This is a genomic window from Halarcobacter sp., assembly GCF_963676935.1.
Classification (GTDB): domain Bacteria; phylum Campylobacterota; class Campylobacteria; order Campylobacterales; family Arcobacteraceae; genus Halarcobacter.
This window is the reverse complement of sequence record NZ_OY781470.1, coordinates 2,866,140-2,890,556: the sequence shown is the minus strand read 5'-3', so window position 1 is coordinate 2,890,556 and position 24,417 is coordinate 2,866,140. Positions and strand designations below refer to the sequence as shown.

Annotated in this window: 21 protein-coding genes; 4 read left to right on the top strand and 17 right to left on the bottom strand. The window is 30.6% G+C overall.

Annotated features, from left to right (window positions below):
- Positions 1 to 7: 7 nt before the first annotated feature.
- From ACKU4C_RS14025 to ACKU4C_RS14005, 5 genes are all read right to left on the bottom strand, one after another.
- Positions 8 to 268 carry a hypothetical protein gene (locus ACKU4C_RS14025; protein ID WP_321313034.1) on the bottom strand — a complete coding sequence of 87 codons (261 nt, stop codon included), beginning with the start codon at positions 266 to 268 and terminating at the stop codon, positions 8 to 10.
- The gene (gene surE / locus ACKU4C_RS14020; RefSeq protein WP_321315888.1) at positions 269 to 1,066 is read right to left on the bottom strand and encodes a 5'/3'-nucleotidase SurE; all 798 of its coding nucleotides are present in this window, start codon (positions 1,064 to 1,066) and stop codon (positions 269 to 271) included. It lies immediately after the preceding gene.
- Positions 1,066 to 4,632, bottom strand: a complete 3,567-nt coding sequence (gene dnaE, locus ACKU4C_RS14015) for a DNA polymerase III subunit alpha (RefSeq protein WP_321313032.1) — start codon at positions 4,630 to 4,632, stop codon at positions 1,066 to 1,068. Before dnaE ends, surE begins: the two co-directional genes overlap by 1 nt.
- A gap of 103 nt (positions 4,633 to 4,735) precedes the next feature.
- Complete coding sequence (locus ACKU4C_RS14010) at positions 4,736 to 5,497, bottom strand: patatin-like phospholipase family protein (protein WP_321313030.1); 762 nt, start codon at positions 5,495 to 5,497, stop codon at positions 4,736 to 4,738.
- The gene (locus ACKU4C_RS14005) at positions 5,494 to 6,231 is read right to left on the bottom strand and encodes a UDP-2,3-diacylglucosamine diphosphatase (protein ID WP_321313028.1); all 738 of its coding nucleotides are present in this window, start codon (positions 6,229 to 6,231) and stop codon (positions 5,494 to 5,496) included. The genes ACKU4C_RS14010 and ACKU4C_RS14005 overlap by 4 nt, the downstream gene beginning before the upstream one ends.
- 78 nt (positions 6,232 to 6,309) lie before the next feature.
- On the opposite strand from ACKU4C_RS14005, the gene ACKU4C_RS14000 reads away from it, so the two are divergent.
- A complete protein-coding gene (locus tag ACKU4C_RS14000) occupies positions 6,310 to 7,446 on the top strand; it encodes a glycosyltransferase (RefSeq protein ID WP_321313026.1) in 1,137 nt (378 codons plus the stop codon).
- Here ACKU4C_RS14000 and ACKU4C_RS13995 read toward each other — a convergent pair.
- Positions 7,438 to 7,980 carry a DJ-1 family glyoxalase III gene (locus tag ACKU4C_RS13995; protein ID WP_321313024.1) on the bottom strand — a complete coding sequence of 181 codons (543 nt, stop codon included), beginning with the start codon at positions 7,978 to 7,980 and terminating at the stop codon, positions 7,438 to 7,440. The two genes, ACKU4C_RS14000 and ACKU4C_RS13995, sit on opposite strands and share 9 nt — an antisense overlap.
- Before the next feature lie 142 nt (positions 7,981 to 8,122).
- Between ACKU4C_RS13995 and ACKU4C_RS13990 the strand changes: the two genes are divergently transcribed.
- Both ACKU4C_RS13990 and ACKU4C_RS13985 read left to right on the top strand, forming a co-directional pair.
- Positions 8,123 to 8,785: a FlgO family outer membrane protein gene (locus ACKU4C_RS13990; RefSeq protein ID WP_321313022.1), complete on the top strand. Its 663-nt coding sequence runs from the start codon at positions 8,123 to 8,125 to the stop codon at positions 8,783 to 8,785.
- A 5-nt stretch (positions 8,786 to 8,790) separates the two neighbouring features.
- Positions 8,791 to 9,405: a FlgO family outer membrane protein gene (locus ACKU4C_RS13985; RefSeq protein ID WP_321313020.1), complete on the top strand. Its 615-nt coding sequence runs from the start codon at positions 8,791 to 8,793 to the stop codon at positions 9,403 to 9,405.
- Here ACKU4C_RS13985 and recJ read toward each other — a convergent pair.
- The 6 genes from recJ to mnmG form a co-directional block, all read right to left on the bottom strand.
- Positions 9,400 to 10,965 (bottom strand): single-stranded-DNA-specific exonuclease RecJ, encoded by a 1,566-nt coding sequence (gene recJ, locus ACKU4C_RS13980; RefSeq protein WP_321313018.1) that lies wholly within the window; start codon positions 10,963 to 10,965, stop codon positions 9,400 to 9,402. The two genes, ACKU4C_RS13985 and recJ, sit on opposite strands and share 6 nt — an antisense overlap.
- A complete protein-coding gene (locus tag ACKU4C_RS13975) occupies positions 10,965 to 12,581 on the bottom strand; it encodes a CTP synthase (RefSeq protein ID WP_321313016.1) in 1,617 nt (538 codons plus the stop codon). Before ACKU4C_RS13975 ends, recJ begins: the two co-directional genes overlap by 1 nt.
- A 112-nt stretch (positions 12,582 to 12,693) precedes the next feature.
- Entirely contained in the window at positions 12,694 to 14,079 is a 1,386-nt protein-coding gene (ccoG, locus tag ACKU4C_RS13970; RefSeq protein WP_321313013.1) for a cytochrome c oxidase accessory protein CcoG, read from the bottom strand.
- Positions 14,080 to 14,175: 96 nt separating this feature from the next.
- Positions 14,176 to 15,015, bottom strand: a complete 840-nt coding sequence (locus tag ACKU4C_RS13965; protein ID WP_321313012.1) for a hypothetical protein — start codon at positions 15,013 to 15,015, stop codon at positions 14,176 to 14,178.
- An 87-nt stretch (positions 15,016 to 15,102) separates the two neighbouring features.
- Positions 15,103 to 16,821, bottom strand: coding sequence for a cation:proton antiporter (locus ACKU4C_RS13960; RefSeq protein ID WP_321313010.1), 1,719 nt, complete (start codon positions 16,819 to 16,821; stop codon positions 15,103 to 15,105).
- 159 nt (positions 16,822 to 16,980) lie between these two features.
- Positions 16,981 to 18,852 (bottom strand): tRNA uridine-5-carboxymethylaminomethyl(34) synthesis enzyme MnmG, encoded by a 1,872-nt coding sequence (gene mnmG / locus ACKU4C_RS13955; RefSeq protein ID WP_321313008.1) that lies wholly within the window; start codon positions 18,850 to 18,852, stop codon positions 16,981 to 16,983.
- 188 nt (positions 18,853 to 19,040) lie between these two features.
- Between mnmG and ACKU4C_RS13950 the strand changes: the two genes are divergently transcribed.
- Positions 19,041 to 19,658 (top strand): riboflavin synthase, encoded by a 618-nt coding sequence (locus ACKU4C_RS13950; RefSeq protein WP_321313007.1) that lies wholly within the window; start codon positions 19,041 to 19,043, stop codon positions 19,656 to 19,658.
- Here ACKU4C_RS13950 and mmuM read toward each other — a convergent pair.
- The 5 genes from mmuM to lpxA are packed head-to-tail and all read right to left on the bottom strand — an operon-like array spanning position 19,648 to position 24,407.
- Positions 19,648 to 20,589 carry a homocysteine S-methyltransferase gene (mmuM, locus tag ACKU4C_RS13945; RefSeq protein ID WP_321313005.1) on the bottom strand — a complete coding sequence of 314 codons (942 nt, stop codon included), beginning with the start codon at positions 20,587 to 20,589 and terminating at the stop codon, positions 19,648 to 19,650. The two genes, ACKU4C_RS13950 and mmuM, sit on opposite strands and share 11 nt — an antisense overlap.
- A complete protein-coding gene (gene mreC, locus ACKU4C_RS13940) occupies positions 20,573 to 21,352 on the bottom strand; it encodes a rod shape-determining protein MreC (protein WP_321313003.1) in 780 nt (259 codons plus the stop codon). The genes mmuM and mreC overlap by 17 nt, the downstream gene beginning before the upstream one ends.
- Positions 21,345 to 22,376, bottom strand: coding sequence for a rod shape-determining protein (locus ACKU4C_RS13935; RefSeq protein ID WP_320035409.1), 1,032 nt, complete (start codon positions 22,374 to 22,376; stop codon positions 21,345 to 21,347). Before ACKU4C_RS13935 ends, mreC begins: the two co-directional genes overlap by 8 nt.
- A 13-nt stretch (positions 22,377 to 22,389) precedes the next feature.
- A complete protein-coding gene (gene clpX, locus ACKU4C_RS13930) occupies positions 22,390 to 23,610 on the bottom strand; it encodes an ATP-dependent Clp protease ATP-binding subunit ClpX (RefSeq protein ID WP_321313000.1) in 1,221 nt (406 codons plus the stop codon).
- Positions 23,611 to 23,624: 14 nt separating this feature from the next.
- A complete protein-coding gene (gene lpxA, locus ACKU4C_RS13925) occupies positions 23,625 to 24,407 on the bottom strand; it encodes an acyl-ACP--UDP-N-acetylglucosamine O-acyltransferase (RefSeq protein WP_321312998.1) in 783 nt (260 codons plus the stop codon).
- Positions 24,408 to 24,417: the final 10 nt, after the last annotated feature.

Sequence of the window (24,417 nt, the reverse complement as noted above, 5' to 3'; positions counted from 1 at the left end):
TCTCTTTTTATAGGTTTACTAACTCTTTTTTTATTTTTTCTTGATTTAATTTTTTACAGGCAGCTTTATAAAGTTCTTCAACTCTTTCTTCCTCATCATTGATTAGTTTAGCAATCTCTTTTATATCTTTTTTATCTTCCATTGCAACAAATACTTTAAACTCTTTTTTTGTAAATTTTCTTTTTAGAACCTCTTTTAGTTCCTCTTCTGTTTTTAGTGTACCTACTAATTTATCTATATTAAATAGAAGTGATTTTGTTAAATTCAATTATTTTTCTCCTTTTTTTAACCAAATATCTAATTTATCCATCTCTTCATAAGAAGTTAAGTCAAGTTTTACAGGTGTTATTGAAACATAATTATCTTTTATTGCTTCAAAGTCACAGCTTTTGTCTTCGCTAGCTTGCCAAATTAGAGGATGTAAGCCTATCCAGTAAAACTCTTCACCTCGTGGATTGTAGTGTCTATGTGTATCATTTCCATATTCTCGATGGCCAGCTTTTGTAATTTTTATTCCATTACACTCTTCTTCTTTAATAGGAGGAATATTTATATTTAAAAATCTTCTTTCTTTTAATGGAAATTCGCCTTGAAATATTTTTTCCACTATGTTTGCAATAGTTTTTTTTGCTAGGGCAAAGTCCCAACCATTTTTTATATCTTGGCATCGATCTTTACAAACTTGAGATATTGCAATTGCAGGGACACCTTGAAGTACCGCTTCCATCGCACCAGCAGCAGTCCCACTATAGGTGATATCTTCTCCCATATTTGCACCAATATTAATCCCACTAACTATTAAATCAGGTTTATATCCCTCTTTAAAAAGATTGTTAAGAGAGATAAATACACAATCAGTTGGTGTCCCATCATCAATTTTATAATAATCATCTCTTACACAATCTAATTTTAATGGTCTATCAAGTGTTAAAGAGTGGCCACAAGCAGATTTATTTTTTGCAGGAGCAACAACTATAATTTTTGCCAAAGGCGATAATGCCTCAACTAAGGCTTTTAATCCAATAGCATCAAAACCGTCGTCATTTGTTAATAATATTTGTTTCATCATGCAACTACATATGCCCCTTGGATCTGTTTAATATATTCTTCTACATTTGAAGAAACACTAAATCCTGTTTCTAACTCTATATCTGCTAGTTTTGTTTTTATAACAACTTTTAATTCCCTTTTTCCTTGATTATTTGCAATCAAATCAAAAAGTTTGTACATAGAATCCTCTTTTTCTTCGTAAGGAATAGCAATGGTTAAAGGTGGTTCCATTTTTTCTGCAAGTTTTGTTTTTACTTTATCTTTTTTTGCATCATCTAAAGATTCAATTTTTAAGATATTCATTCTAGTAAAATCACCATCTTTTGTAATTTTAACTTTAAAAGCAATTGGTTCAGAATCCCAAGGATTTTTTAAATCGATTTTAAAATCATCTTCAAGCTCTTTTAGTCTATTTTCAAAAAGCATAATCTCTAAGTTTCCGTGTAAATCCAGAACATTTGCAATTCCAAATTTATTTCCTTTTTTAGAGATTTTTTGAGTTATCTCCTCAATCTTACCAATAATCAATGCTTGTGAACCATCTGCAACTTCATCTATTTCTGAACTTAATGTATAGTTTATTTTATCAAGTTGTTCTCTATAACCATCAAGAGGGTGACCAGATACATAGAATCCTAATGATGCTTTTTCAAATTCTAATATTTCTTTTGGCTCAAATTCGGGTAGATGATCTAGTTCTACTTCAACAGTTAACATCTCTTTATCATCACCAAATAGTGAAGATGTTGTTTGCTTTTTAAGTTGCATTGCTTTACCAACATATTCACCTATTAGTTCAATTTGTTCTAATAATGCTCTTCTTGAGTATTCAAAATCATCAAGTGCACCAGCTTTAATCAAAGATTCAATTACCCTTTTATTAACTTTACTTCCATCAATTCTAGAGATAAAGTCTCCAAGGTCTTTAAAATCTCCATTTTCTCTTCTTTCTTTTAAAATAGAGTTAATAGCAACATCTCCAGCACCTTTAATGGCACCCATACCAAACATTACAACCTCTTTTCCATCTATTTCTCTAGCAGAGAAAACAAGGTCAGATTTATTAATGTGTGGAGGGAAAAGTTCAATATCTAATCTTTTTACTTCATCAACATATCTTACAACTTTGTCAGTATTATCTTTTTCAAGTGTAAGTAAGGCTGCCATAAATTCTGTTGGATAATATTTCTTTAAGAAGCTTGTATAGAATGTAACAAGACCATAAGCTGCCGAGTGAGATTTATTAAAACCATATCCGGCGAATTTTACAATAAGGTCGAAAAGCTCTTCACAGTGTTCTTTTACATAACCTTTTTTTACTCCACCTTCGGCAAATTCACCTTTAAGTCTATCCATCTCTTCTTTAATCTTTTTACCCATTGCCCGTCTAACTAAGTCGGCACCTCCAAGGCTGAATCCACCAATAGTTTGCACAATCTGCATAACTTGCTCTTGGTAAACAATAACTCCGTAGGTTGGTTCAAGAATAGGTTTTAAAGGTTCAACAAATTCATCATAAAAGTATGAAATTTCAGCACGTCCATGTTTTCTATCGATGAAGTCATCAAGCATCCCTGATTCCATAGGTCCTGGTCTATAAAGTGCTAGCATCGCAATGATATCTTCAAAACCTGAAGGTTTTAATCTTTTTGCAAGGTCTTGCATACCAGCAGATTCTATCTGGAATAATCCAATTGTATTTCCTGATTGAATTAAATCATAAACTCCTTGGTCATTTACATCTTCAAGGATGAAGTCAATCTTTTTTCCATATCTCTTTTCAACAAGTTTATTTGCTTCATCAATAACGGTAAGGGTCTTAAGACCTAAGAAGTCAAATTTAATTAAGTCAACATCTTCGACATACTTACCATTATATTGTGTCGCAATGGTATCCATACCTGAAGGTTTAAACAGGGGAGTTTTTTTCCATAAAGGTTCATTTGAAATAACAACTCCGGCTGCATGAGTACCTGCATTTCTATTTAGACCTTCTAAGGCTAAAGCAAATTCCCATACTCTTTTTGCTTGAGGGTCTGCATCACAAAGCTCTTTAATCTTTGGTTCTTTTTCATATGAGTCTGTAAGATTAATACCAAGTTCATCTGGAATAAGTTTTGCCATAGCATCTGCTTTTGAGTATGGCATATCGAGAACTCTAGCAACATCTCTAATAACCCCTTTTGCAAGTAGTTTACCAAAGGTGATAATTTGTGCAACATTTGAACGACCATATTGTTGAACAACATAATCGATAATTTCACCCCTTCTACTTTGACAGAAGTCCATATCAATATCGGGCATCGATACCCTTTCTGGATTTAGGAATCTCTCAAAAAGTAAACCATAAGGCATAGGATCAATATCTGTAATAAAAAGGGAATAAGCAACCAAACTTCCAGCAGCAGAACCCCTTCCTGGTCCTACTGGTATTTTCATCTGTTTTGCAACAATAACGAAGTCCCAAACGATTAGCATATATCCTGGGAACTTCATGTTATTGATAATATCAATCTCTACTTGTAGTCTATCTCTATATTCTTGGTGTTTATCTTCAGGAACAATCTCTAAACGCTTTTCTAAACCTTCCCAACATTTGTGCTCAAACAAGGCGATATCATTTACTAAAGAGTATTCATTCTCAGGCTCAGGAATTGCAACATTTGATTCTTCTAACTTTTGTCTTGTAAATTTAAAGTTTGGCGGAGTAGGGTTACCTAGTTTTATCTCTAAATTACATTTATCTGCAATCTCTTGAGTTGCAGCAATTGCTTCGGGAATGTCTGCATATAGTTTTGCAACTTGCTCTGGTGTTTTTAAATAAAATTCGTGAACCGAGTGTCTAAGTCTATTTGGGTCATCATAAAGTTTATTCATTGCAATACACATAAAGGCTTCATGAGCTTCAGCATCTTTTTGTTCTAAATAGTGAGTATCGTTTGTAGCAACAACTTTTATTCCAGTTTCTTTTGCTATTTTTAAAATCATATCATCAACAAATAACTGGTCACCAATCCCGTGTCTCATTATCTCTAAATAAAAGTCATCACCAAAAATCTCTTTGTACTCTAAAGCGATCTCTTTTGCTCTATCGTAACCTTTTGCACCAAATTTTACATTTCTTTCATTGTTTGTATTTAGGTGCCAGTTTATCTCTCCTTGTAAACAAGCAGCAGAGCAAACTAAACCCTCACTATTTTCTTTTAAAAGCTTTTTATTTATTCTAGGATAATAGTAAAAACCGTGCATATATGCTTGGCTACTTAAATACATTAAGTTTTTATATCCTGTGTCATTTTTTGCATATAAGCATAAGTGAAATCTTTGTCTTGTAGTTTTATCATCAATCTCTTCAGAGTTGTGAATATAGGCTTCCATCCCAATTATAGGTTTAATCCCTTGAGCTCTCATTGCATTATAAAAGTCGATAGCTCCAAACATGTTACCATGGTCAGTCATGGCAACACTTTTCATCCCCATCTCTTTTACTTTTTTTGCTAAAGGTTTAATCTTATTTGCACCATCTAAAAGTGAATATTCTGTATGTAAATGTAAGTGTGTAAATTCTGGTGTTTGTGACATAATATTATCTTTTTTTATTTGTAAATTTTTATGTGATTATATCCAATAGCATATAAAAGTAGATGAAAAATAAAAGGGATAATTTATATATTTAAGAATAGGTTTAGTTAGATGATAAAAAATGTTTTTTTGCTTCTTTATATCCTAATTTGAAACACTCATCTAACTCTTTAAATGTAAACATTGAATAATCTCTAATCTCTAATGATGCAAGGTATTGACTTGTATTTTCTATAGTAAAAAGATGGTTTTCATATAATTGAGTAAAAAGTTTTTTTTTCAGTACTTTTAAAGGGTTTTTTCTTTTTTTCTCTAAATTATTACTTTTAGGAAAAAGATCAATTGATAGAGTATCAAATACATTTTTATCAAAAGGTTTTATAGGTACTGAATCAAAAAGACCTCCATCTATAAGATACATATTTTTATACGAAATTGGTTTAAAAAGTGGAATTAGTGCACTTGAAGCCATACATAAAGTATGTGTATCCCCTTTTTCAAAGTAGTGAAGTTCTCTTTTTTTTATATCATATGCTGTGATATATACTTTTTTGGGAATATCTTCTAATTTATGAATAGGCAAAATCTTATCTAATATTTGGTGGTTCCTTTCTATACGAATAAGACCATTTTTAAAATAGTTGAATTTTAAAGCGGTTTTTAATTCACTAGATGAGAATATTTTTAGTTGTTCTTTTGCCTTTATTCCACTTGCGTGTGATGCTGCAATTATTGCTCCTATTGAACTTCCTGCATAGGCATCAATTTGTATATTATTCTCTTCCATAAAATCAAGTGCACCTAGATGAAATGCACCTCTTGCTGCTCCACCACCTAAGGCTACTGCAAACTTTTTTTTACTCATTTATGTAACCAATTAATAATTTTAAATTCACCTTCATATGTTTCAACAATAGCTGTACAAGATTCTACCCAATCACCGCAGTTGAAGTATTCAACTGAGTCTATCATTTTTGTTTCTGCTTTATGAATATGTCCACATATTATGCCATCATATCCTTTATATTTTGCATGATTAGCTAGGGTTGCTTCAAAATCAGTTATAAATGAAACTGAAGATTTTACATTATCTTTTACATATTTAGACAAAGACCATTTTGATTTAATTCCAAGTTTTGCTCTCATAGTATTTAAAGTTTGATTCACATTTAAAAGTAGTTCATATCCATAATCACCAAGTATTGCCAACCATTTTTTTGTCATGGTAATAGAATCAAAAAAATCTCCATGGGTCACTAGGTACTTTTTACCTTCTAAAGAGGTATAAATAAGTTCATTTTTTATTTCAAGAGAATTACCTAATATCAAAGGGACAAAAGGTCTTAAAAATTCATCATGGTTACCAGTTATAAAAGTAACATTACAACCTTTTCTTGCTCTTTTTAATATTTTTTGAATAACATCAGAATGTGACTGTGGCCATATAAATTTTCTTTTAATAGCCCATCCATCTATTATGTCTCCTACCAAGAATAGGTTTTCACATTCATTGTTTTTTAAAAAATCTAATAATTGTTTTGTGTTTGAAAACTTTGTTCCCAAATGGATATCTGATATAAATATACTCTTGTACTTCATTCGAAAATTCTATTACATGATGGTTACAAATTAATGACATGTAATACTACTGTAATCTTGGTGTAATAGAATTTTCAAATGAAAAATTTAAATATATGCTTAGTTAGTGACACAGTTTTTGATGTTAATGGTGTTTCAAGGTTTATACAAGATTTTGCAAAAGAAGCAGTAACATACAATAAGGAGTTTACTGTAATTACCTCTACAAAAAAAGAAGCGGAAGAGAGTTTTGCAAATATAAAAAATATTAAACCTATATTTAGAATGAAGATGCCTTATTATCAGTCTTTAGATTTGGTTTTGCCAAATTTTTTTAAAATAAAAGCTGAAATCAAAAAACTTAATCCTGATTTATTACATATCTCTACCCCTGGAACTGTAGGATTATGTGCATTAATAAGTGCGAAACTATTAAAAATACCAGTTGTTGGTATTTATCATACGGATTTTCCTGCATATATGTATAAAAATACTAAAAATAGATTTGTGCGTTGGGGTACAATTAAATTTCTAAAATTTTTTTATGGTTCATATAAAGTTTTATTTTCTAGATCAGATGAGTATTTTAAAACTTTAAAAGAGCAATTAGGTTTTAAAGATGAAGATTTATATCTTTTAAAAGCGGGTATAAATATAGAAAGCTTTGATAAAGAGTATAAAGATGATTCTATTTGGGATAAATACAAAGTAGATAACAAAAAATTTAAAGTTTTATATGTTGGTAGAGTTTCAGTTGAGAAAAATGTACATAAACTTTTAAATTTATGGCAAGAGGCAAAACTTGAAAACTCACAACTTATATTAGTAGGGGATAAAGAGTTGAAAAATAGAGTTGAGAATGACTCTATTACATATCTTGGAAGAAAAAGAGGAATAGAACTTTCTAAGATTTATGCTTCAAGTGATTGTTTTATATTCCCATCAACAACTGATACTTTAGGGCAAGTGGTTATGGAGGCTATGGCATCATCTTTGCCTGTTATAGTTACCACTAAAGGTGGTCCTAAAACTTTTGTGAAAAAAGAGTTTGGATATATTGTTGATATAAATTCAAATAAAGAGATTATTGAAGCTTTAACTGAATTATCAAAAAAAGATAAAGAGTATTTTTTTAAAAAGAAGAAAGCATATGAGTTTATGAGAGATATGTCTATCTCTCATAGTTTCTTAGATTTTTGGCAAAAAAATGAAGAAATTTTTAAAAAATTAAGCTAAAAGAGCATTTTTTACTTGGGTTGAAACTTCTTCACCTTTAAGCATTTTTACAAGTTCTAGTGCAAAAGGCATGGCTGTAGCAGGACCTTTTGAAGTTATAACTTTTTCATCTTTTACAATAATTTTATCTTCAATATAATTTGAAGAGTCGATTTTTTGCTCAAAGCTTGGGTAACAAGTGTACTCTTTGTTTAATACATCTGCTTTGTGTAATGCATAAGGTGCAGCGCAAATTGCACCAATATATTTATTATCATTTTTAAATTTTTTTAAAATTTTCTTTAGTAGTTCATCATCTGCAAGATTAAAGGCATTTGGTAACCCACCTGGTAAAACAATCATATCAAAATCATCTGGATTTATATCTTTTAAAAGCGTATCCGCATTAATAGAGATTTTATGCGCACCTAAAACTTCTATATCCTCTATTGAGGCTATAGTAACTTCTATCTCTGCCCGTCTACAAACATCAGCTATAGTTAAAGCTTCAATCTCTTCAAAGCCATTTGAAATTGGTAATAAAATTTTTGACATAATACAACTCCTTATTTTATATTTTCGTATTTTATCATATAAAGATGAAAATAGGTGTATTTGTGGTCTTTATAGAATGGGTTTTCAAGAATTTATAAGCTATTTTTAAATAAAATCTTAGGAACTAACATAAGGGGAATTTATGTATAAAACTTTCGCTAAATCTTGCCTTGTAGCTGCAACCGTTTCATTATTTTTAGGGTGTTCAGTAAAATCACCATTTCAACAAAGTTATTCAGATAATTCAGTTGACAAAGAAAATCAAAAAGTTCAGCTTACAAAACAACATATAGAAGTTGCAAATGATATGCAACAAAATGTTACTACACAATATACACTTGAAGGAACAATAAACTCATTAGCTACACAAATGATGCAAAATCAAAAGATGAGTACAAGTAAACCAGTTCTAATCACATCTTTTGTAAGACTTGATAATTTTAAGAAAACTACAGAGTTTGGAAGAGTTGTAAGTGAAAGTTTAATAAATGAGATGTCTAACAGAGGCTTTAATATCATAGAATACAGAGGTCAGATGGCTGTATCTATAAATGAAAGAGGTGAATATTTCATTACTAGAAATCCTCATAAATTAAAAGATAAAATACCTAATACTTACGTAGTAGTTGGTACTTATTCTAGACAGTATGGAAAAGTTATGCTTAATGCAAGAGTTATGGATAATATTACAGGTAAAATAATCTCAAGTGCTAGAGCAACTTTCCAACACAATAGAAGAAATGATTGTATTCTTTTTAAAGATTGTAAACCAGCAAGAACTATTAAAATTATTGAAGAAAAATAGTATATATGAATAATTCTTTTATAAAAGTATTGAAATATAGTTTTCTTTCAATACTTTTAATCTCTTTTTTTACTGGATGTGGAAATATAGCTAAAACAATAGGAAGTAAATCTCCTATCTATCATAAAAACTTAACTGGTGCAAATAACTTTAATTCATTAGTTGAGAATCTTATACAAAAACAAGAAACAAAAGTCTCACAATATGTCTCTATGGAAGAGGTGGTTTTAGTACCAGATTTTGTAAATATTAATAGATTAAGAAACCGTTCAAAGTTAGGGTTTCTTTTATCTGAGCAAATGAAAAACTCTTTATCGAAAAGAGGAATTATTGTAAAAGAGATTGAGCTTGGAAAAGATTTCCAGTATGGTAAACATGGATTTAATCTACTTACAAGAGACCAAAAAGATATAAAAGATAAAGAGATTGATAATAACTATGCTTTTGTAGGAACTTATAGTATCACTACACAAAGTCTTATTGTTTTTATTAAGCTTATTGATATAAATAATGGAAATATATTAAGTTCTGCATATAGTGAAACTTTGATTGATGAAGAGATTTTAGATTTAGAGAGAAGTGCATCTCAACCTCTTATTATCTCTCCTATGGTTTTATAGAATATCTTGGATTAAAAATTGAGGGCTTATTTCCCCTCTAAATTCATTTTTATTTATTGATACTACTAAATCTATATACTCATCTAGTATTTTATTTTCTGTATGAAATTGTAAAGCTTCAAATACAAAGCCATTGTTACTTAATGTAAGTTTTAAGTGATTTTTGTCTTTCCCAAAAAGTTGGGATTTCATAACTTTAGAATTAGATATTCTAAAAATTGGTCGATGATTGTTTAAACCATATGGTTCAAACTTTTCAATAATATTTAAAAACTCTATGTCTACACATGAGACATCAAGTTCTCCTAAAACATCATGCTCTATATGTAACTCTTCTGGTTCTATATTTAGTAAAGTATTAATTCTTTCTTTAAACTCTTCTAGATTTGATGCTTTCATTGATAAACCAGCAGCATTTTTGTGTCCACCAAAACCAATCAATAAATCAGAAGTTTCTGAGATAATAGAGTGAAGATTTATATTTGCATTTGCTCTAGCACTTCCTTTTGCAATTCCCTCTTTGATTGAAAAAATAAAGGCAGGCTTTTTATATGAATTGGATAGTTTAGATGCTACAATCCCAATAACACCTTCATGCCAATCTTCTCCCCAAACTATTACTGCATTGTCTTCTTGGTTTGTAGCATTGTTTGCTTTTTGAGAGATTCTTTCTTGAAGAACTTTTCTATAACAATTTAATTCTTCTAAAAGTTGTAATGAGTTATTTGCATCATATATGTTATCAGAAAGTAGAAAAGATAATGCTACAGATGCATCATCCATCCTTCCTGCGCTATTGATTTTAGGTGCAATTGTAAATCCAATGTCATCTGAAACATATAGATTTTTTTGCATCATTTCATTTATTTTTATAAATGCTGGTCTTTGAGATTGTTTTATTAATTTTAGACCATGTTTAACCATAGTATAGTTTAGATTAGTCATAGGCATTATATCAGCTATAATAGCAACACATAAAAGATCAAAAAACTCTTGTAAATTTACATCTGCATTAATCTCTTTTTTTATTGCTGCACATAGATACCAAGCAACTTGTGCCCCACAAATATCTTTAAATGGAAAAGTACAATCTTTTTGTTTAGGATTTATTATTGCTAAAGCATCAGGGAGTTCTTCTCCTACTGTATGATGATCGGTAATAATCAAATCAATCTTTTTCTCTTTTAATTTTTTTGCAGCATTCACCGCAGAAATACCGTTATCTACAGTTATTACTAATCCTGAATCAATCATATCCACAATCTTAGGAGATAATCCATATCCATGTTTAAATCTATTTGGAATAATATGATTTACATCTATCCCTATTCTTTTGAAGAAGTCTACTATAATTGTTGTTGAAACTACTCCATCAACATCATAATCTCCAACAATAGTAATCTGTTCATTTGAATCTAAAGCTTTCTTTATTCTTTTTGTAGCTTTGTCTATATCTTTAAAAGTATCAGGTTTAGGCATTTGGGCAAGGCGAGTATATTGATTATTCTCATGCCTTGCTTTTAAAAGATCGAAAAGTTCTTTTTTCGTAATTTTTGACATTACTTAGTAGCGTTCGCTTGTTTTACAAACTCTAAAATAATTGGATTTGGTGTTTCTAAATGTGAAGTAAATTCAGGGTGGAATTGAACTCCTACAAACCATGGATGATCTTTAATTTCAACAGCTTCAATTAGTCCATTTGATTGACCAGTTATTATCATACCTGCTTTTTCTAATTGTTCTTTATATGCAGGGTTTGCTTCATATCTATGTCTATGTCTCTCATAATATACATTTTCTTTTCCATATGCTTTTTGAAGATTACTTCCTTTTAATGGTTCAAATGGATATTCACCAAGTCTCATTGTACCTCCCATAGGAGATTTTTTTGTTCTTACTTGTTTATTCCCACTTTGGTCAATAAATTCATCAATTAAATATATAAATGGATTTGGAGTTTCTGTGTCAAACTCAACTGAGTTAGCATCTTCAATCTCTAATACATTTCTTGCATATTCTATAATTGCAAGTTGCATCCCAAGACAGATACCAAGATATGGAATTTTATTTTCTCTTGCATATTTAATAGCTTCAAGTTTTCCTAAAACACCTCTGTGTCCAAAACCACCTGCAACTAAAATACCATCAGCATTTCCGATAATATCATATGCTCCGCTATCTTCTATTCTTTGAGAATCACACCAGTGAATATTAACTTTAGTATTTAAGTGAGCTCCAGCGTGAATAAGTGCTTCAATTAATGATTTATAAGATTCTTTTAAATCTAAATATTTTCCTACAAATGCAATAGTAACTTCATCTTGTGGAACAAGAATATTTTTTACTAAAGTATCCCATTTCTCCATGTTTGGTTTAAGTTTTACATTGAAGTGATCAGATAAAGGATTTAAAATACCCTCTTTAATAAAATGAAGAGGAACTTGATAAATAGATTGTGCATCACCCGCTTCAATAACTGCATTTCTATCAATATCACATGAAAGTGCAAGTTTATCTTTAAGATTTTTTGGAAGAGGTTTTTCAGTTCTACAAACTAGCATATGGGGAGTAATACCGATTCTTCTTAACTCTTGAACCGAGTGTTGAGTAGGTTTTGTTTTTAGTTCCCCTGCTGCTTTGATATAGGGAATTAAACTTACATGAATATTCATTGTACTTGTTTTTGGTAATTCATGTTTCATAGCTCTAATAGCTTCCATAAATGGAAGACCTTCAATATCTCCTACTGTTCCACCAAGTTCTATGATTAGAAAGTCGTTGTCATCTGCTGCTGCGTAGATTCTATCTTTAATCTCATCTACAACATGTGGAATAACTTGGATAGTTTTACCTAGATATCCACCTTTTCTTTCTCTTCTAATTACACTTTGGTAAACTTGACCTGTAGTAAAAGAGTTTTTTGCTGTAAGAGTTTTATCTATAAATCTTTCGTAGTTTCCTAAATCCAAGTCTGTTTCTGCACCATCAGCTGTAACAAAAACCTCTCCATGCTCTAGTGGGCTCATTGTCCCTGGATCAACATTTAGGTATGGATCGATCTTTAGCATTGAAACTTGAAAACCTGATTGTTTCAAAATAGTTGCTATAGAAGCTGAGGTAATACCTTTTCCTAGTGAGCTTAAAACCCCACCTGTAACAAATATGAATTTAGTCATTGTATAAAACTCCGTAAAAATTGATTAAAAATTGTAAAATTATTTCGCGATTATAACTTAATAGAGGTAAATTTTGAGTTAAGCAGAAAGGAGTATTCAAACTCCTTTCAGTTTATTTTTTTAGCTTGTCAGCTCTTGGGTATATAAATACCGCTTTTCTAAATACAGTTACTTTTTCAGGTTCATCAACTGCGAAAGCTCTGATTGTAACAGTAATTGGTGTATCTTTTGTAGCGTCATTTACAAGTATTTTATCTGTTTGTAAAATAACTACTTTTTTAGCCATTTTTTTAGGGCTTAATTTAAATGGTCTAAATCTTGTAATTTTAATATCTGGATTATCTACTACTTCTAAATCATAAGTATGAGTTTTAGAATCAGTGTTTTGGAAAAGGAATAAGAAGTTATTTGTTACAACATTCCCCTCTTTTACTTTATATAGTTGTGTTGTTTTATTTACATTTAACAACATATGTTCTTTTTCTCCACCCATTACAAATAAAAGACCAATAATAACAATAAGTGCAACTGAGTACATAATTGTAGATTTTCTAAATATTTTAGTAGGTTCATTTTTCTCTATATCTCTTGTACTTGTCCATTGAACTAAAGATTCTTTTCCTAATTTACCCATAACTGTTGTACATGCATCAACACACTCTAAACAGTTAATACATTCAAGTTGTAAACCTTTTCTAATGTCAATATGAGTTGGACATACTGTTACACATGATTCACATGCTGTACATTCATCCTCTGCATTTGGTAAGTCTTTTTGTTTAAAAATGATTTTTTCTTTTGAATCATTATAGATATTACCACCTCTTTTTGTAGAGTAAATTGCTTGGTAGGTATCATCATCATAAAGAACTGATTGAACTCTTGAATAAGGACAAATATATACACAAAAGTTTTCTTTCATCCATACTACATCATATACTAAAAATGCAGCAATAATTAAAACAAAACCTATTAAAAACCAGTGTTCTGCTGGATTTTGAATATATGCAAAGAAATCTTCGGGTGGAACAAAGTACCACATAAAGTCTGCTGCTGCTATGATAGCTAGTAAAGACCAAATTAGAATCGCAATAACTCTTTTTGAAGCATTTTCTGCTTTTTTCCAATTAGGTTCTTTTTGTTTGTTTTTAATTCTTCTAAGACCTAAAAGTTTGCTTTCAATTAAATCTCTATATACAACCCTAAAGATTGTCTGTGGACATGACCATCCACACCATGCTCTTCCTCCAATTGCAGTAACTGCAAAAATTCCTAAAAATAATAACATAAGTAGAAATGGCATTAAATATAATTCTTGCATATCAAATGCAACACCCATTAAGTGAAGTTGCTTTTTATCAAATGATAATAAAAATATATGATTTCCGTTAATTGTAATAAATGGTACAATTAAAGCAACCATAGTTGCAACTATATAAGCGTAATACCTTTTTATTCGGTATGGAGTCTTTTTTAAAGTCGCTGTTTGTGCTTCCATTTTTTTCATCCTAAACTTTTTCTTTAATTATATATAAAGCTAACTTATAATTAACATAAATTATTATAAGTTTAGATTATAAGTTAAGCTTATATATCAAAATGTAAGTTTTCTATAAGTTTCTATTCTTACAGAAATACTATTTATGATAGAGTCAATATCGTAGTCGTGTGTATAATTAATTTTAGGATAGTTTTTTATGATAGAATCAAATTTTTCAATAATCTCATTTAAATTACTTCCTTTAATTGATGGTAAGTGTAACTCTTTTATTAAACTCTCGTCATACTCTTTGTCATCTCTTCTTAATAATACAGGTTTTCCTCCACACTCTATAGCCTCAATACAAGCATTAAGTGAACCAGATAAAAGGTACTTAACATTTTGTATAGAATGAACATACTCCTCTTCTTCTAAAATTTCACTAAAATAAGGAGTTAATTCTTTTTCATTTCCTAAAAAGAAATAGTGCCCCCAAAGTAGAGGTATATTTGTTTGTTTTGATTCTTTGCATATATTAAGAAGATTATTGTTGTAGTCATCATCTCCAAAAAAGAACATTTTTTCTATTGAATGTTTCTTTTGTTTTTTATAAAACTCTTTATCGATAATTATAGAAGGTATATCATCAGAGATTTTGTATAAAAGTGTACAAAACTCTTTCATATTTGTTTCCATAAATTCACTAGCTTCATCTGTATCATAGATTAAAATATCGCCTCTTTCCATAATATTTGGTAAGTTTGATAGCACATCAACAGATACATATTTTTTTATACCTAATTCCTCTTTAGCATAAGCACCTGCTCTAAAATCACAAGTGCATAAGATAGGATCGCAGTTTTTTTCTTGTAAAAGCTTTGCAACCGCTGAACATCTTCGTGTTGCATCTAATCCAATGGCATGGCCACTTTTAGCATAAAGATAAACTTTCATAACTATTCCTAATCTTAAATTTTGATTACATCAATTTCGCGAATTTTATAATAATCTAGATTAAAGTTTAAACTTTTTTGAATTTTACTAGTCATCACTCTCTATTCCATCGTGTAATCTTCTTATTGTTTCATAATCATCTTTCCTAAAAAATGTTAAAAGTTCAATTACCTCTTCTCTTGTTCTTCCTAAGCTTAAAAGAGTCTCTGCTCCTAATCTTAAGCTTCCTTCTGAAGACTCAGGCATAGCCCATGAAGCGCCATGTTTAAGTAGAGCATCCCTTGTTTTCATATTTTTTGTACGAGATAAGATTCTAAGTGCTGGAAATCTATTTCTTATATGAGAAACTATTTTTGATGAGGTGTGATGATTATCAACTGTAACAATCACTAAGCTTGCTCTGTCTAAACCAATTTGAGACAAAAAGTCTAAATCGCTTAACTCACCAAAATAGACTGCACGACCCTCTTTTTGACCTAATTCAACTCTATGAATATCTGCATCGAAAGCTACAAAAGGTACATTTGCATGATGAAGCATAGTCGCAACTAATCTTCCAACTCTACCATAACCAGCAATTATCACACCTTTCCATTGCTCTTCAGGTACATATGCTGATTTTATTTCAATTGGGGTATTGTCAAATTTTTCTGCAATTTTTTCACTTAATCTAACAACTAATGGTGTTAGAAGCATACTAAATGAGATTATTGTAACTGCTGCTACAAACATTTGGTCACTAATAACTCCTAAAGCTTTGGCTGCACCAAACAATACAAAACCAAACTCTCCACTTTGAGCTAAAAGAAAGGATACTGATATTGCTGTAGAGCGTTTATATCCCATATAAAGCATAAGAAGAAAAAGTGCAACTATCTTTATACTCATAATTACAACTAAGTGTTGAACTAATATAAGAGGGTCATTCATCATCGCTTCTAAATCTACAGACATACCAACTGCAACAAAAAATAGCGTCATAAGAAGCCCTTTGTAGGGTTCAATATTTGCTTGGATTTGATAATGATATTGTGAACTTGATAAAATCATACCCATAATAAAAGCACCTAAAGCCATAGATAAACCTGCATGTTCCATAGCCCAAGCAGCAAATACTACAGATAAAATAACTGAGAAAAAGAAGGCATCTTTATTTTGGTGTCTTGCTAAATAATCTAGCATTTTAGGAACAATATATTTCCCGAAAGCTAGAACAAGTAAGATTAATCCTATAGCTATAAGAACTTGTTGCCAAACTGGATGACCATCTGTAAGATTACCTTTTTCTGCCAAAATAGGAACTAATGCAAGTAGAGGTACGACTGCTAAATCCTGCATAAGTAAAATTGAAAAACTACTTTTCCCTTTTGGGGTATAAAGTTCACCTTTTTCTTGTAATATTTGCATAACAAATGCTGTTGAAGATAGGGCAAAAGTTAAACCTACTAATAAAGCAACTTGCCAAGAATTAGAATAATAGATCGAATATAAAAATATAAAAAATCCAGAAATAAGAATTTGTCCACTTCCTAATCCAAAAACCTCTTTTCTCATACTCCAAAGTTTTTTAGGTTGCATCTCAAGACCAATTACAAAAAGTAAAAGTACAACCCCAAACTCAGTGATATGACGAACAGCTTCAACCTCTTTTGTCAAAATTGGACCAGGAGAATAAGGACCTACAATCACACCTGCAATAAGAAGTCCCAAAATACTACCTAATCCTAAACGTTTAGATAAAGTAACTAAAATAGTGGCAACTACAAATAGATAAAGTGTAGAGTTTAACAATTCGCCATTTGACATAGAAATCCTTATTATTGTTCTATTTTATGATTATTATATGAAGTATATTTTACTGAATAAAATTGAAGAGAATATTATATTTTTAAAAAGTGGCTATTTTTGTTTAACTAGAAGATTAAATCCTTTTAGTTAGGAATAATCTCTAGTTAAAAGAGGTATCTATTTTGATGTTTTATTTTTCACATTTAAATACATATGAATAATATCAATAGCAGCTGGTGTTACTCCTGATATTTCACTTGCATTAAATAGTGTAGGTGGTCTAAATTTTTCTAGTTTTTCTACAACTTCATTTGATAAACCTGGAATTACTTTATAATTAAAGTTCTCAGGGATTGTCATTTGAAGCATTTTTTTCATTTTTTCTATTTGTTTTTTTTGTTTTGCAACATATCTATAATATTTTGCTTCTATTATGATTTGTTCTTTTAGGTATTCATCTGTATTAGCAAGGCTTGGAACAAGTTTATCAAATTTTGATGCATCTACTGTATTTCTTCCTACTATATCAATAAGTAGTGATCTATCTTTGATTTTGTCTTCACCTAGACTTTCAAGTAGTTCTAGGTTCTCTTTTTTTGAAGTGAACCATTCATTTGCCATAAATTCAACTGCATCACTTAGAGTTTTTCTTTTATGCTCAACTATATCCATTTGTTCATCAGAGATTAGTCCAAGTTCATGTCCATATTTACTTAGTCTTAAATCAGCACTCTCTTCCCTTAGAAGAAGTCTATATTCTGCACGGCTTGTAAACATTCTATATGGTTCATTTGTCCCTTTTGTAACTAAATCATCAATTAAAACCCCAATATAAGCTTCATCTCGTCTTAGGATAAAAGGTTCTTTTTCATCTATCGCTAAAGCTGCATTTATTCCTGCAATCAAACCTTGAGAGGCTGCTTCTTCATATCCTGTTGTTGCATTGATTTGACCTGCATGGTATAGGTTCTCAATCTTTTTTGTTTCAAGGGTATGTTTTAACTCTGTAGGGTCAACATAATCATACTCAATAGCATAACCATATCTGATGATTTTTGCATTTTCTAAACCATTGATAGAGTGAATCATCTCTTTTTGAACATCAATAGGTAAAGATGTTGATAATCCATTTATATAGTATTCTGTACACATTTTTGTTTGAGGCTCTAGGAATAGCTGGTGTCTTTCCCTTTCTGAAAATCTATTTACTTTATCTTCTATACTTGGACAATATCTTGGACCACTTCCTTGAATTTGTCCTGTAAATAGTGGAGCTCTATGGAAGTTTCCTGTAATTGTGTCGTGTGTTCCTACATTTGTATATGTTATATAACATGGATATTGTTTTGGATTGAAGTTTGATTTATCTGTTCTAAATGAAAATGGTGTTGGTTTTTCATCTCCACCATGTGCATCCATCACATCAAAATTAATAGAGTTAGAATCGATTCTTGCAGGTGTTCCTGTTTTTAGTCTTCCTACATTTAGTCCTAACTCTTTTAATTGAATAGATAATGTAGATGATGGTAACTCCCAAGCTCTACCCGCATCATATTTATTTTCACCTATATGGATAAGTCCTCTCATAAAAGTACCTGTTGTAAGGATAACTTTTTTGGCTTCAAACTCTTCACCAAGTTTTGTTTTTACACCATAAACTTTATTATCTTCCATTAGTAATGAACTTACTTCATCTTGATAAACTTCAAGATTAGGAGTATTGTGACAAACTTTTCTCATGTAGTGTCTATACTCATCCATATCGATTTGAGCTCTACTTCCTTGAACAGCCGCACCTTTTGAGGCATTTAGAATTCTAAATTGGATACCAGCATAGTCTGTACAAAGTCCCATCTCTCCACCAATGGCATCAAGTTCTCTAACTAAGTGACCTTTTGCAAGACCACCAATTGCAGGGTTACAACTTGCAGCACCTATTTGCTCAACAAGCATAGTTATAAGTAAGGTTTTTTTACCCATTCTTGCAGCTACTAAAGAGGCTTCAATTCCTGCATGACCCCCTCCAACTACGATTACATCATATTTCATGTTTTTCCTTCGAAAAAGCCTTTTTCTTAATTTGGCTTTTTAGTATTTTTATAGGAAATCTCTTAGATAAATGTTTTCTTCCACTTATCTAAAAAATTTCAATCTTAATAATTTTTCGGTATTATATCACATTGATATTAGTTAATACTTTATATTATAGATTAATAGATACTAAAAGAAGGATTTTTTTGTTTACTGGTTTGATACGTGAGATGGCTGAGGTTGTTAGTCTAAAAAATAGTTTTTTAACACTAAAAGCAAAATATAGACCAAAAATTGGAGATTCTATCGCTGTAAATGGTGCTTGCCTTACTGTTGTTAGATTTTCTAGTGATACTTTTACTGTAGAATTATCTCCTGAGACTCAAAGTATATTAGCAATGGAAAACTACAGGGGAAAAGTACATATAGAACCAGCTATGATGATGGGGGATAGATTTGAAGGTCATATAGTTCAAGGTCATGTGGATTGTTTAGGTACAATAAAAACTATAAAAAACAATGGAAATTCAACTGATTTTATTATCTCTTTACCAAAAGAGTATTCAAAATATATTATTCCAAAAGGAAGTATCACTATTGATGGAGTATCTTTAACTGTAAATGAAGTTTTAGAAGACTCTTTTAGATTGACAATTATTCCCCATACTATAAAAAATACACTTTTTGAAACTTATAAAGTTGGTTCAAAAGTAAATTTAGAAACAGATATGTTTGCTAGATATATCTATAATATGTTTCAAAATAAAAATAGTGAAAAAGACTTAACTTGGGATAAAGTTGATGGGATTATGGCTAGATATTAGAATAGAGTGTTTTTTTTAATTCTTTAATCTCTTTTGGTCCTGTTTGACAACATCCTCCAATAATATTTACACCTTCATTTTTCCATAGATTTGCCATCTTTGCAAACTCTTTTTCATCTGTTGGTGAGTTTTCCCATTGTTTTGTTAGAGGGTTATATTTCGCTCCTCCATTTGGATAAACAACTACATTTTTGTTTGATGATTTTTTTATTTTATTAATTAATGATGAAATATATTGTGGAGAGGTACAGTTTATACCAATAGCGCTAATATGCTCTTGTGAATCTAGATATTTAGCACAAGTTTCAATATCATCTCCTGCATTTGTAAAACTTGAATCTTTTGCACTAAAACTAATCCAAGAAGAGATATCTTTATAAGGTTTTAAAAGTTCACATATGATTTTTGCCTCTTTAAAAGAGGGTATTGTTTCTACAGCAAAAATATCAGGATTTGTTTTTGCAACTATTTCCAATCTATTTTTATGAAACTCTTTTAACTCTTCATCTGAGATTTTATAGTTTCCACTATACTCTGAACCATCTGCAAGATATGCTCCATAAGGGCCAATTGAAGCTGCTACTAAAGGTTTTATTCTATTTTGTGACCTGTTTTCTTTCCAAAACTTATCTCTTGCTTCTTTTGCCAAGTTTATTGATAAGATTAGTAAATTTCTAGAAGTTTTTTCATCGAAACCCTTTTTTACAAACCCTTCTATACTTGCTTGATATGTAGAGGTTATAATACAATCTGCACCGGCATTTAAGTATTCTGTATGGATATCTTGTAGCGCTTTTGGGTTTTCATTTAGAAATTTAGCTGACCATAAAGAGTCATTTATATCAAAACCTTTTTCTTGTAATCTTGTTCCTAATGCTCCATCAAGTAGTAATATTTTTTGTTTTTCTAATATTTTATTTAGTTGGTTCATTTTCTTTAATTTTCTCTTTTTTATATACTAAAAATGATTTTTGTTTTAATACATTTGCATAGGGCACAATAGTTGCTTCTTGTATATCTTGCATCTTTTTTATTGATACAACACGTCCAACTTTTAAGCCTTCAAAAAAGATATTATCCATACCTGAAGTTATCACTTCATCTCCCTCTTTTATATCAAACCATATAGGAACAAACTTTGCTATAAGTTCATGCTTGTTTTGTGAACCATGGATGATTCCTGGAGCTTTATTCTCTCCAATAAAGATTGCATAATTGCATTTTTCGTTACCATTTAATAAAGCTTTTGCTCTACCTTGTAGGTTAACAACTATACCAGCTGCATATCCATCTGAGATAAGACCTAAAATAGAATTATCTTTTTTCTCCATATCAAGCCATACTTTTGTAAAGTTATCAAAATCGATATATGACAGTACATTTACAAATTTTATTTGGTCAGTAGTTCCTTTGGGATTATTAATTGTTTTGAGTACAGAGTCTAGCTCATTGTGGGCAGATTCATAAAGAACTTTGTAGGGTCTTAATTCTTTATTTTCTTTTTGAAGTTCCTCTATTGTAGAGACTTGTTTAAAATATTTTTCTGTAGTCTCTTGTATAGATACTACAGTATTTATGTATGAACGTTTAATTGATTCGAAGGGGTTAAAATTTCTAGCAATCATCTCATCAACCTCAAAAAGGTATCCAAGAGAGATTGCTAAAAAAAGAATAAAAAATATTAGTTTATTCATTAGAGATTAATTTTAATAACGCGTCCTGATCTAATACATTACTTGTTCCATAAGCAACCGCTAGTAGTGGTTCATCTGCTACACTTACAGGAAGTTTGATAATATCTGCAAGATATTTATCTAATCCTCTAATTAAAGCTCCACCACCTGTTAAAATAACACCATTATCAACAATATCACTTGCTAAATCAGGTGGCATCTCTTCAAGTACAGATCTTACAGCAGATACAATCTCTCTTAAAGGTTCTTTTATCGCAGTTCTAACACCTTCACTTCCTAATTCAATTGTTGAAAGAAGTCCAGAGTTATCTCTACCTTTTACTTTGATTTTTAATTCTTGGTCTTGTTTAATAGCTGAACCAATTTCAATCTTGATGTTTTCAGCTGTTCTTTCACCAATATATAGGTTATAGTTTTGTCTTACATATTCCATAATAGCTTTATCAAATCTATCTCCAGCTACTTTGATTGATTTACACAAAACAAGTCCACCAAGTGATGTTACACCAATCTCAGTAGTTCCACCACCAATATCAACAACAACATATCCTGAAGGATCTGATACAGGAATTCCTGCACCAATTGCTGCTGCCATAGGTTCTTCTACTAGAAATACTTCTCTAGCCCCAGCACTTAAAGCTGATTCTTTAACAGCTTTTCTTTCAACTTGTGTAATTCCATAAGGGATACAGATAATTATTCTTGGTCTGATAAATGATTTTCTAGCGTGGGCTTTTTCAATAAAATATCTAATCATTCTTTCTGTCATCTCAAAGTCAGCAATAACACCATCTTTCATTGGTCTAACAGCAGTGATATTCAATGGTGTTTTACCAATCATTTGCTTAGCTTCTTGACCAACTGCTAATATTTTATCTTTTCCATATCTATCATTTTGTACTGCTACAACAGATGGCTCATTTATAATAATACCCTTACCTCTAATAGAAACAACAGTATTTGCTGTTCCAAGGTCTATTGCCATATCATTTGAAAACATTCCAATTAACTTGTCTAATAACATTTATATCCCTTCTTTAAGCTATTTTTGGCTCTTTCTCTTTGGTTACAACTTCTTTTGTAATAATCACTTTTTTATCTTTGAACTTAGGTAAATCGTACATAATATCTAACATAATATCTTCTAAAATTGATCTTAAACCTCTAGCTCCCGTTTTTCTTTCAATTGCAAGTTTTGCAATCTCTTTTAATGAGTCTTCTTCAAATTCAAGTTCAACATCATCCATTTTAAATAGTTTGATGTATTGTTTGATTAAGGCATTTTTAGGTTCAGTAAGAATATGAACCATATCATCTTCAGTAATCTCATTTAGTGTAGCAATCATATGAAGTCTACCAATTAATTCTGGAATAAGACCATATTTTACTAAATCGTGAGCTTCTACATCTGAGATAATCGCTTCATCATTTTTACTTTTTTTCTCTTGGTTGAAACCTAAAACATTTCCACCTTTTTTCTTTTTAACAATCTCTTCAAGACCGTCAAAAGCTCCACCACAAACAAATAAAATATTTGTAGTATCAACTTGAATAGCATCTTGACCTGGATGTTTTCTCCCCCCTTTAGGTGGGACATTTACAACAGAACCTTCAACTATTTTAAGAAGGGCTTGTTGAACACCTTCCCCTGAAACATCTCTAGTAATAGATCTGTTTTCACTCATTCTAGCTACTTTATCAACTTCATCGATGAAAATTATCCCTTTTTCAGCTTTTTTTACATCTCCGTTTGCAGCTTGAAGAAGTCTTGTAATTACATTTTCAACATCATCCCCTACATATCCAGCTTCTGTAAGCGAAGTTGCATCAGCTATTGCTAAAGGTACATCAAGATATTTTGCAATTGTTTGAGCAAGAAGTGTTTTACCTGAACCTGTTGGTCCAATTAAAAGTACATTTGACTTATTTATCTCTGTATCATCTTCAATTTCACTTTTTCTAAAGATTCTTTTATAGTGATTATAAACTGCAACAGATAGAACTTTTTTTGCTCTATTTTGACCAATGATATAATCATCTAAAATCTCTTTTAATTGTGCTGGACTTTTAAGTTCAAAAGAAGAAGTAACACTTTCGTTTTCTTCTTGACCTTCTTGATCAGAAGGTTCTTTAACTCCTGTCATTATTTCATGTGCAGCATTTACACAAGCTTTACAAATACAAGCATTATCTCCTGATATGATTGGATTCTCAGCTGAATCGGGTGCTCCACAAAAATCACATTCTAGTTGACTCATAAAAATATATTCTCCTATTTTCTATTAAAAGGTATTCCACGTTTTGTTGAAATTACAAAATTAGCAAGCTCTTGTACATAGATATTATTGTTTGTTTCAATAAGCTCTTTTGCTACATCAGCTATTGCATTTCCTGATTCAAAGATAGCTTTATAAGCTCTTTTAACTTCATCAATATCTTCTCTACTTTGAAATCTTCTTCTTAATCCAGTTAAGTTAAGACCTCTTAAAACTGCTCTATTCCCCTCTGCAAGGCAAAATGGTGGGATGTCTTGAGTTACAACTGAACCACCTGCAATCATCACATTTGAACCAATTTTACAAAATTGATGAACAGGTGTTAATCCACCAATTACTACGTTATCATCAATCTCTACATGTCCTGCAAGTGTTGCTACATTTGCAAAAATACAATTGTTTTTTACAATTACATCATGGGCAACATGCGTATATCCCATGAAAAGGTTATTGTCACCAATTTTAGTGATACCACCTCCACCTTGGGTTCCTGGGTTAAACAGTGTATATTCTCTAATTTTGTTATTGTTTCCAATAATTAGTTCAACATCTTCCCCATTGAATTTTAAATCTTGAGGAATTGTTCCAATTGAAGCATGAGAAAAGATTTGATTATCTTCTCCGATAGTTGTTTTACCTTCAATTAGTGTATGTGAACCAACTGTTGTACCATTACCTATTTTTACATCTTTACCTATTATTGTATAGGCTCCAATTGTTATATTATCACCAAGTTGGGCACCATCTTCTATTATTGCTGTTTTGTGAATATTATTCATTGCTTACCTA